General features: G+C 71.2%; 8 protein-coding genes. 2 read left to right on the forward strand and 6 right to left on the reverse strand.

Annotated elements, in window-relative coordinates:
- Window positions 1-285: 285 nt before the first annotated feature.
- Window positions 286-1,014: an MgtC/SapB family protein gene (locus ACIQ8J_RS30850; protein WP_403276984.1), complete on the forward strand. Its 729-nt coding sequence runs from the start codon at window positions 286-288 to the stop codon at window positions 1,012-1,014.
- Window positions 1,011-1,265: a hypothetical protein gene (locus tag ACIQ8J_RS30855; RefSeq protein ID WP_403276982.1), complete on the forward strand. Its 255-nt coding sequence runs from the start codon at window positions 1,011-1,013 to the stop codon at window positions 1,263-1,265. The genes ACIQ8J_RS30850 and ACIQ8J_RS30855 overlap by 4 nt, the downstream gene beginning before the upstream one ends.
- A 380-nt stretch (window positions 1,266-1,645) precedes the next feature.
- Here ACIQ8J_RS30855 and ACIQ8J_RS30860 read toward each other — a convergent pair whose 3' ends face one another.
- The 6 genes from ACIQ8J_RS30860 to ACIQ8J_RS30885 all read right to left on the reverse strand — a co-directional run bounded on the left by ACIQ8J_RS30860 (window position 1,646) and on the right by ACIQ8J_RS30885 (window position 9,710).
- Entirely contained in the window at window positions 1,646-2,833 is a 1,188-nt protein-coding gene (locus ACIQ8J_RS30860) for a GTP-binding protein (protein WP_403276980.1), read from the reverse strand.
- 10 nt (window positions 2,834-2,843) lie between these two features.
- The gene (locus tag ACIQ8J_RS30865; protein ID WP_403276978.1) at window positions 2,844-3,110 is read right to left on the reverse strand and encodes a hypothetical protein; all 267 of its coding nucleotides are present in this window, start codon (window positions 3,108-3,110) and stop codon (window positions 2,844-2,846) included.
- 174 nt (window positions 3,111-3,284) lie between these two features.
- Complete coding sequence (locus ACIQ8J_RS30870; RefSeq protein ID WP_403276977.1) at window positions 3,285-5,051, reverse strand: ABC transporter ATP-binding protein; 1,767 nt, start codon at window positions 5,049-5,051, stop codon at window positions 3,285-3,287.
- On the reverse strand, window positions 5,048-6,832 hold the full coding sequence (locus tag ACIQ8J_RS30875; RefSeq protein WP_403276975.1) for an ABC transporter ATP-binding protein: 1,785 nt from the start codon (window positions 6,830-6,832) through the stop codon (window positions 5,048-5,050). Before ACIQ8J_RS30875 ends, ACIQ8J_RS30870 begins: the two co-directional genes overlap by 4 nt.
- The gene (locus ACIQ8J_RS30880) at window positions 6,829-8,424 is read right to left on the reverse strand and encodes a (2,3-dihydroxybenzoyl)adenylate synthase (protein WP_403276973.1); all 1,596 of its coding nucleotides are present in this window, start codon (window positions 8,422-8,424) and stop codon (window positions 6,829-6,831) included. The genes ACIQ8J_RS30875 and ACIQ8J_RS30880 overlap by 4 nt, the downstream gene beginning before the upstream one ends.
- 2 nt (window positions 8,425-8,426) lie before the next feature.
- Window positions 8,427-9,710: a salicylate synthase gene (locus tag ACIQ8J_RS30885; RefSeq protein ID WP_403276971.1), complete on the reverse strand. Its 1,284-nt coding sequence runs from the start codon at window positions 9,708-9,710 to the stop codon at window positions 8,427-8,429.
- Between the last annotated feature and the right edge of the window lie 11 nt (window positions 9,711-9,721).

Consider the following 9,721-nt stretch of genomic DNA (forward strand, 5'->3'; position numbering starts at 1 on the left):
ATCCAGCACCACCCCGAACTCATCGACGGCTGCCTCACCGAAACCGGGCTGGTCCTCACGCCACACCCGACATGAACCCGAAAGGGTCAGTAGGCTCCCCGTAGTAGTCCTGACGGGAGCCGGTAAGGAGGCGGGGCGCATGGATCGCCGTCACAGTAGGCAGGGTCGGCATCGGCCCCGCATCCGTTTGTCCACCGGCCCTTCCGGCACGCGGTAACCGCCAGTCCTTCTTCGCGCCGCGTCCGTCTGGCCCACCCTGCCGGCGCAGGGTGAGAGGAGGCCGCCATGGCAGACCTGACCACCTTCGACTTCGCGCTCCGGCTCGCCGTCGGCGTCGGCTGCGGCGCCCTGATCGGCATCGAACGGCAGTGGCGCGCCCGCATGGCCGGGCTGCGCACCAACGCGCTGGTCGCCGCCGGTGCCACCCTGTTCGTCCTCTACAGCGAGGCCGTCGGCGACACGGGCAGCCCGACGAGGGTCGCCTCGTACGTAGTGTCCGGCATCGGATTCCTCGGCGGTGGCGTCATCCTGCGCGACGGAGCATCCGTACGCGGCCTCAACACCGCCGCCACCTTGTGGTGTTCGGCCGCCGTGGGAGTCCTGGCGGCCTCGGGCCGTCTGAGGCTGGCCCTGATCGGTACGGTCGCGGTCCTCGCGGTGCACCTGACGTTGCGGCCCGCCGGACGGCTCATCGACCGGGTTCCCCAGCACGACCCCGACACCGAAGGCGTACGAGCCACCGTCCACCTCGTATGCGACCGTGACGAGGACGCCCACATCCGCGCCCTGCTCCTGCAGTCCATGACGGGCACCGGGCTCACCCCCAGGGGTCTGCGCGTGCGACGCGAGGACGACGACACCACGGAAATGCGAGCAGTCGTCGCGGTCGGCGGCGACCCCGCCCGCGCACTGGAACAGCTCATCGCCCGCCTGTCGCTCGAACCCGGCATCCACGACCTGCACTGGCACCTGGACGCAACACCCACCGAAGCCGAACGGGACGCCGTGGCATGACCGACCACGACCGCGACCTGCCGGCGGAACGCCGCGCCGTACGGCTCGCCGCCCGCCGCCTCGCCGAGGAAGCGCCCGACCTGATCACCGCCTCCGCCGACGCGCTGCGTGCCGGACTGGCCGCCCGCGCGGACACCCTGCTCCAAGCCGCGCTCGCGGCCTGGCGAGCGGGCATCCCGCCGCAGGTCATAGCCGAGGACTCCCGGCTGTCCTCGGACATCGTGCTGCGGTGGATCGAGGCGGAGGACTGAGCGCACACTTCTTCGCCGCCGAAGCCGTCCTGCCCTTCCTGCACGAGACGGATGTCCACCACGTCGTGGATCTCCTGGCCGACCACTTCCCCGCTCGTTGCTGGCCCTCGACACCGCTGGCCCGGCCTCATCGAACCCAGGGCCAGGACGATGCGCTGAGCAAGGTCGACGCCCGCATGCGGTGGGACCTGCGCGGACCTGGCCGAACTCGCCGACTGGCAGCCGGGAGTCGAAGTACTCACTTCCCGCACACTCAGCGCTCTTCCGACCCGGATGTACGACGAGCTGCCCTCCGCGTGCCAGGAGATGCTCACCGGCCTCGCCGCCCAGCGACTGCCCCAGGTCGAGGAGTACCGCTCAGCCTCGTCCGGTTGCCCTGATCACCGGGAATCGGCACCGGTGAGAAGGGGATCGGGGAACGACGTCCAGCCGTCCCGTCCGAGTGACAGCTCCGCGTCGGTGAGCAGGGCTGTGTCCAGCGCGGTGCGAATACCCTCCTGGTCCAGGTCGATACCGGTCAGGACGATCTCGTTGCGCCGTTCCCCGTAGTAGGCGTCCCAGAACCAGGAAGCGAGGGCGCGCCGTTGCGGCGACGCGGCGGTCCAGGCGGGTGAGTCGGCGGCTTCCAGCCAGCGGTCCGCCTCCCTCAGCTCCAGGTAGGGCCCGGCCGAACGCCAGGTCACGACGGACTCGGGGCGGCTGCACAGCCACAGGTGCCCCCTGCCCCGTACGACGCCGGACATCACCGTGGGGAGTACGTCGGCCAGCCGCTCGGGATGCAGCGGGCGGCGGGACTGCCAGAGCAGCGACGCCACGCCACGGCTCCCGCCCGGCCGCGAGCGCATTACCGTCACCGGCTCCAGCTGAGCCTGCCACTGCTCCGCGGCGCCCTCGCGCCCTGCTTGGACGAGGGACTCGGGCGTTTCCGACTCCGGCAGACCGGCGTCCGCTGGTGTCAGGAGCAAGGCGTGGCTGTTGAGTTGGGCAGCCAGTGCGGCGAACGCGGACCTCTGTTCACCCCCGTCCACGGCGCCGTCGGGAATGATCAGTGCGTCCGCCGCTTCCACCTGGCGCGCTGCGGCTTCGGCAGGAGTGAGCGGCTCGCTTCGATCCCGTCCCGTCCACAGCCGCAGAGACTGGTGTACGCAGCTGATATCCGCCATGAATGACGCCGGATCAACACCGACAACGACAGGTGCCGGGTCGTAGAACTCGCCCAGGGAACCGCTCCCGACGCGAGCGCGCCACAGCTCCACCATGAGGGGCAGGACGCCGACGTTCTCGGGCAGGGCTAGGACGACGTGCGCGGGCCCGGCGGTACGCCGCAGCTCCAGCAGGTCCTGACGAAGGATGACCACCGGGTCACCCGTCGCGCCTTTGGATGCTTCCCGCCCGGTCGCTTCGGCACCCGACAGGTAGCGCTGCACGACCGGACGCCCACCCCTCCGGCCCTCGATGGAGACGGACAGGAGCACGGCACGCGGCGACAGCCGCAGCAGCCGGTCGACAACCGCGCCCCGGACGTCGGGCGTGTTGCCGGCCACGACGCTCAACAAGCCCTTGCGCACCCTGATTCCCTCAGTTGAGGTGGGCGACGTGCCGTGGAGCGGGTGCCGCGCGCAGCCGGTCGGGCAGCGTCCCGTCGTCCGCCATGCCGGCTCGCAGCCACGCCCCGACGGCTTCGACGTCGGCCTCGGTGGAGAGCGGACCCAGCCGCACGACGGGCCCGGTGGGCCTGCGGTCCACCGCGCAGGGCTGCACGGCGGCGCACAGGCCCTGGCCCTGGCCCTGGTCCTGGTCCTGGCGGCAGCGCAGGAGGTGCGTAAGACATCCGGTGGAGACCATGACTCCGTGGCGGCAGCCCCGAACAACCCTGCGCAATCCGTCCATCACCTGGCTGGTGGTGGGATCACAGGACGCACAGACGACGAGGGTGAAAGGGCGGTTTCGACGGCTGCGGACGGCTTTACTCATGTCCGGGTTCCCTCCACACAGCACTAATGAACATGATTTCCATTTTTATATCACGCCGGAGGAGTCGCCCGCGGGGAGCTGCCACTGCCGGGACGCCGACTGGGCGGCCCACATGCGGGCGTAGCGGCCGTCGGGGTTCGCCAGCAGGTCGGTGTGGGTGCCGCGCTGGGTGATGCGGCCGTCCTCGACGACCAGGATCTGGTCGGCGCCGACGACGGTGGACAGGCGGTGGGCGACGACCACCACCGTCTTCCCGGCCACCAGTCGGTCGATGGCTTGCTGCACCACTGTTTCCGAGGTGCTGTCCAGGGCGGCCGTGGGCTCGTCGAGCAGCACGATCGGGGTGTCCTTGAGGAAGGCGCGGGCGATGGAGATGCGCTGGCGTTCGCCGCCGGAGAGGGCGGATCCGATCTCACCGACGGACGTGTCGTAGCGGTCGGGAAGGCGGTCGACGAAGTCGTGGATGCCGGCGGCACGGGCCGCTTCCTCGATCTCCGTGTCGGTCGCGTCCGGGCGGGCGAGGGCGATGTTCGCGCGGATCGTGTCGTCGAAGAGGTAGACGTCCTGGAAGACGACGGAGATGTGCCGCAGCACCTCGTCCGGGTCGAGTGACGCCAGGTCCACGCCTCCGACCCGCACCGAGCCCTCCTGCGGGTCGGCGTAGCGGCTGATGAGCCGGGTGACGGTCGTCTTGCCGGAGCCGGACGGGCCCACGAGGGCGGTCAGGCTGCGTTCCGGGATGATGAAGTCGGCCTTGTTCAGGGTGGGTTCATGTTGGCCGTCGTAGGCGAACGTGACGTGGTCGAAGTGGATGCCGAAGGCGGTAGGTGGGGTTCCGCCGACGGCGACCGGCAGTGGGGGCACCGACAGGACGTCGTCGATCCGGGCCAGTGCCGCCTCCGACAGCTCGAAGAGCTTGGTCATGGCGGCGGCCAGGCCGAGCGGCTCGGCGAAACGGGCCGCGGCGACCGTGATGGCGAGGAGGGTCGCGGGGGTGAGCCGGGCGTCGAGAACGAGCGCCGCGCCCAGAGCGACAAGGGCCACCAGGGCGAGCTGGACGATGAGTTGGGCGCCGGCGACGGGGAGTGCGGCGGAGCGGTTGGCGGCGGCCTGGGTGCGGTGTTGCCGGTGCAGTACCGGGACCAGCCTGGGCGAGTCGGCTCCCGCCTGACCGGTGGCCTTGAGAACCGGCAGTCCCTGGACGTACTCGACGATCCGCGCGGCCGCCTCCGCGTCGGCCTCGTCGACCTCGCGGAAACCGTAGCCGGACCGGCGCTGTACCTGCCGTACGAGAGGGACGGCGGCCAGGGTGCCCGCGACGAGTACCAGGCCGAGCCGCCAGTCCAGGGCGAGGACCATCACACCCAACACCATCGGAACCGTTACCAGTTGGATGAAGAGGGAAGCCAGTGAGGACACGGCGGTGGCCGCCGTGGTCGCGTTGCCGCCTACCACTTGGGTGAGGTCGCCCGCGGCACGTCGGTTCAGCTCCTGCTGCGGCATCGCGCGCAGGGCGGCTCCGAGTCGCAGGCGCGTGGAGCCGGTCACCAGGTGCCAGTGGTCGTAGGTGAACGCCATCTCCCGCATCCGCAGGGCGCCTTCGGTGGCTACGAGGGTGGCCAGGAGAGCCAACCAGCCCCAGGCGCGACCGGTGCGCACCTGGTCGCGGCACAGTTCGGCGAGCAGCGGGACGAAGCAGGCGTACGCGGCAGCTTGCAGGACGGTCGCCGCGAGGGAGACGCGGAGGGTGGCGCGGAACTGCGCGGCATACGGCCCTGCCGCGGTGAGCATCAGGCGGAGGATGCGCTTCACGGGGTGACCTCCCGGGTGCGGTTGCCGGTCATGCCCCAGGCGGCGGCCTGCTGGTGGCTCGACCAGAGGCGGGCGTACCGGCCGCCCGCGGCGACGAGGTCGGCGTGGCGGCCCTGTTCCGCGATGTGGCCGTGGTCGAGGACGACGATCTGGTCGGCGTCGGTGATGGTGGACAGGCGGTGGGCGATGACGAGAACGGTGCGGCCCCGGGTGAGGCGGGCGAGAGCCTGCTGGATGGCGGCCTCTGTCTCGGGGTCGGTGAAGGCGGTGGCCTCGTCGAGGACGACGATCGGGGCGCGAGAGAGGATCGCGCGGGCGATGGTGACGCGCTGCCGCTGGCCGCCGGAGAGGCGGGCGCCGCGTTCACCGACCTGGGTGTCGTAGCCCTCGGGCAGGTCGCCCACGATGAAGTCGTGGGCGGCTGCCGCCTCGGCGGCGGCGCGGACCTCGCCGTCGGTGGCGTCCGGGCGGGCGAGGCGGATGTTCTCGGCGACGGTGCCGGTGACCAGGAACGGGTCCTGGAAGACGAGCGCGACATGGCGGAGCAGCATCTCGCTCGCGATGTCGCGGACGTCCACCCCGCCCACCCGCAGGGCTCCCGCGTCGACATCGTGGAAGCGCGGGATCAGCCGGGCCAGGGTGGACTTGCCGGAGCCCGAGGCGCCCACGAGGGCGCACACCGTGCCCTCGGGGATCTCCAGGTCGATGCCGTCCAGGGCGGGCGTGTCCTCTCGTCCGGGGTAGCGGAAGGTGACCTTCTCGAAGGTGATGGCCGAGCCGTTCGGCTCGCGAGGGGCGGTGGGCTCGGGCAGGGGCGGGGCCTCCAGGAGGTCGCGTACGCGGACGGCGCCCGCCTTGGCGTCGTTGATGTGGTTCGTCAGGTGCATCAGGGGCGAGACCGCTTCGATGGGCAGCGTGCCGATGAGCAGCGCAAGGAGCAGGTCGGTGAGGGAGATCCAGCCGGCCGTGAGCATGGGGACGCCGGTCGCGGCGACGATCAGCAGGGTGGGCAGGGGCACGATGAACAGGCGGTGCAGCAGGCCGGAGGTGCGGGTGGTGGCCATCCAGGCGGCGACCGCCTCGGTGAACTCCTCGACCGCGGAGGCGAAGCGGCCGAAGGAGGCCCGGCCGTCGTCGAAGGTGCGCACGACCGGCATGCCCTGGACGAATTCGACGACGGCCGCGTTCACGTTCTCGTTCGCCGTGTTGTAGCGCTCGCGCTGAGTGCCGTAGTCACGCGCCAGCAGCGAGAAGCAGACGAAGGCGACAGGGACGATCAGCAGGACGGCGAGCAGCATCCGCCACTGCACTATGCCCAGGGCCAGCAGGGCGGCGACCGGCTGGCCGATGCCGGAGCCGAGGAACGGCAGCGCGTCGGCGACCACGTTGTGCAGGGACTTCACATCGTCCTGCACGATCTTCTTGACACGCCCGGCGCCGAGCCGCTGCACCTCGCCCAGCGGCATGCGCGCCAGGCTGTCGGCGAGCTGCCTGCGCAGCACGACCTCAAGTTCGTAGCTGGCCTCGTGCGCCAGGTGTTCGGCCAGCCAGCGGGCGCCGAAGCCGCCCACCAGGCCGGCGAGCGCGCCCAGGGCCCAACGGGTGACGACGGCACCGGAGGGTTCGTCGGCGAGGAGTTCTCCGACGGCGTACACCAAGCACACCAGCCCCACGACGTTGAGCACACCGCTCAACAGGCCGAGTGCGGCGGCGCGTTGGAGCCGTCGGCGCACCTGTGCCGAGCTCGTGGCGAGGCCCAGGACGGCATTCAGGCCGCTCATGCGGTCACCTGCTGGGCGAGCGCAGCCTTGTCGACCTTGCCGAGGGCCGTCCGCGGGAAGGACGTCAACACCCACACCTCGTCGGGAAGTTTGTACGTGGCAAGACCCCGCTCGATGAGATGGGCGGTCAGGTCGGCAAGGCTGGGCGGGGTGCCGCGCGGGATGACGCAGGCGCAGGAGCGCTCCCCCAGCCGTTCGTCGGGCAACCCCACCAGGGCCGCTTCGTGGACGGCCGGATGGGCGAGCAGGTGGTTCTCGACCTCTTCGACCGGGACCTTCTCGCCGCCCCGGTTGATGACGTCCTTGATGCGCCCCTCCACGACGAGGTGCCCGCCGGGCAGCCGCCGTACGAGGTCGCCGCTGCGGTAGAAGCCGTCCTCGGTGAAAGCCCTGGCGTTGAGTTCGGCGGCCTTGTAATAGCCGCGCAGCGTGTACGGGCCGCGCACCAGCAGCTCGCCCACCTCACCGTCCGGTACGTCACGCCCGTCGAGCCCTACGACACGGATCTCGTCGTCCTCGCTCAGCGATCGACCCTGGGTGTCGAGGACCAGCTCGTCGGGGTCGTCGAGGCGGGTGTAGCAGAGCAGCCCCTCCGCCATGCCGAAGACCTGTTGCAGGCGGCAGCCCAGTTCGGGGGCGATACGCCGGGCGGCCTCGGCCTTCAGTCGGGACCCGCCCACCTGGAGAAGCTTCAGACTGCTGAGGTCCTCCTCGGCCCACTCTGCCGCCTCCAGCCACAACAGGGCGAGCGAGGGGACGAGCGCGGTGACGGTGACGCGTTCGCGGGCGATGAGCGGGAACGCCATGTCCGGGCTGGGGTTGGGGCACATCACGACCGTGCCGCCCGCGTGGAGCGTGCCGAGCAGGCCGGGACAGGCAAGGGGGAAGTTGTGGGCCACCGGCAGTGCTGCCAAGTAGCGTGTACCGGCGTTCAGTTGGGCCACCACCGCGCTCTCGGCCGCGTTGTAGAGGTAGTCGTCGTGGGTGCGCGGGATCAGCTTGGCGGCTCCGGTGGTACCGCCGGACAGGAGCAGCAGCGCCACGTCGGACGGGTCGAGCTCCGGCAGCGGCCGCGGCTCAGCGGACAACGACGCCAGGCCGGTGAACTCCTGGGCGTCCCCGACGACCAGCACGTGCCGCAGGCGCGGTGCCCTCTCGCGTACGGCGCGGGCGAGCAGCCGGTGGTCGAAGCCGAGGTGGGTGTCGGGGATGACGTAGGCCACCGCCTCCGACAGGGCGAACAGGTGGGCGATCTCGGCCTCCCGGTGGGCGGGCAGCGCCATGACCGGGACGGCGCCGAGCCGGAACAGGGCGAAGGACAGCTCCAGGAACTCCGCGATGTTCGGCAGGTGGACGACGACCCGGTCCCCGGCCGACAGGCCGAGTTCCCGCAACCCGGCCGCCAACCGGTCGGCACGCTCGTCGAGTTCGCGGTACGTCCAGCGCCGGTCTCCGTCGATGACGGCGACTGCGTCAGGGGCGGCCCCGGCTCGTTCGCGGAGCAGGGAGCCCAGGGTACGACCCGGCCAGTAGCCGCGTTCGCGGTAGCGGGCGGCGAACTCCTCGGGCCAGAAGGTGCATCCGTCGAGCATGGTCAGCCCTCCTTCGGGACGACGTACGGGGCGACGCTCCGGAGCTTCTCGCAGGTCTCCTCGTACTCGCGGGCCGGCCGGGACGCCCCGACGACACCCGCGCCCGCGCGCAGCCAGGCCCGGCCGCCGCGCTGGTAGACGGCGCGCAGGACCAGGGCGGCGTCGAGCGATCCGTCGGCACCGGCCCGCAGGACCGCGCCCGCGTACAGGCCGCGCGGCTCATCCTCCAGTTCACGGATCAGTTGGTACGCGGCCTGCTTGGGGATGCCGGACGCGGTGACAGGCGGGAAGACCGCGCCGAGAGCGTCCCAGGCGGTGCGGCCCTCGGCCAGGTCGGTGGTGACACGGGAGGCCAGGTGCTGGACGCTTCCGCGCGGCTTGACCGTGAGGAACTCCCCCACGCGCGTGGTGCCGGGCGCGCCCACACCGGACAGCTCTTCCACGGCGAGTTTCACGGAGGTGGCGTGCTCGTAGACCTCCTTCGGGTCGCGTAGCAGTTCCCTGCGCAGGGCGGCGTCCGTGTCGGGTTCGCCGGTCAGGGCCCGGGTTCCGGCCAGGGGCTGGGTGGTGGCGGTGCCGTCCCCGGTCACCTCGATCACCCTCTCCGGGCTGAAGCCGGCGGCCTGTACGCCGTCGAGGTCGAGCAGGAAGGAGCGGGCGGGCGTGTTGCCGGCGCGGCCGGTGACGTAGGTGGCGGTCATGTCGACGGGGAACGGCACGGGCACGGAGCGCGACAGGATGACCTTGTCCAGTCTTCCGCGCCCGATCTCGGCGACGGCATGCGCGACGTGACCGTGGTAGGGGCCGTGCGGTGCGTGGACGTCGACCGGCTTCGGGGCACGCGGCGACGCGTGCCGTGGCGACTCGGCGAGGGTCTTGCGCAGGCGGTCGGGCAGATCGGAGTCGGTGGTGCGGACTTCGACCCTGTCTTCGGTGACCGTCAGCTCCGTGCCCGGGACGATGAGATGGGCCAGCAGGTCCCCGTTGCGGGCTCCGCTCGCCAGCTCGAAGGACAGCCAGCCGTACGCGTGCCAGTCCTCGACGGGCGCCTCGTGGAGCGCGGTGCGTATCGGCTCCCAGGGTGTGCCGGTCCAGGGACGTACGTGCCCGCCGCTCCGCACGGTGCGGGCGTCGACGCGTATCTCGTGGATCGGGTTGCCCGCCAGGTACCAGTGCCGCTCGCGCTCGTAGACGACGTAGTGGGTGAGAAGACCGGAGTCGGCGAGGTGGGCGATGGTGGTCAGGGGGTCGAACGGACCCTCGATATGGGTCTCTTGGTAGCCCATGGTGATCTCCT

The organism is Streptomyces sp. NPDC094147, assembly GCF_044764265.1.
In the GTDB taxonomy this organism is placed as follows: Bacteria; Actinomycetota; Actinomycetes; order Streptomycetales; family Streptomycetaceae; genus Streptomyces.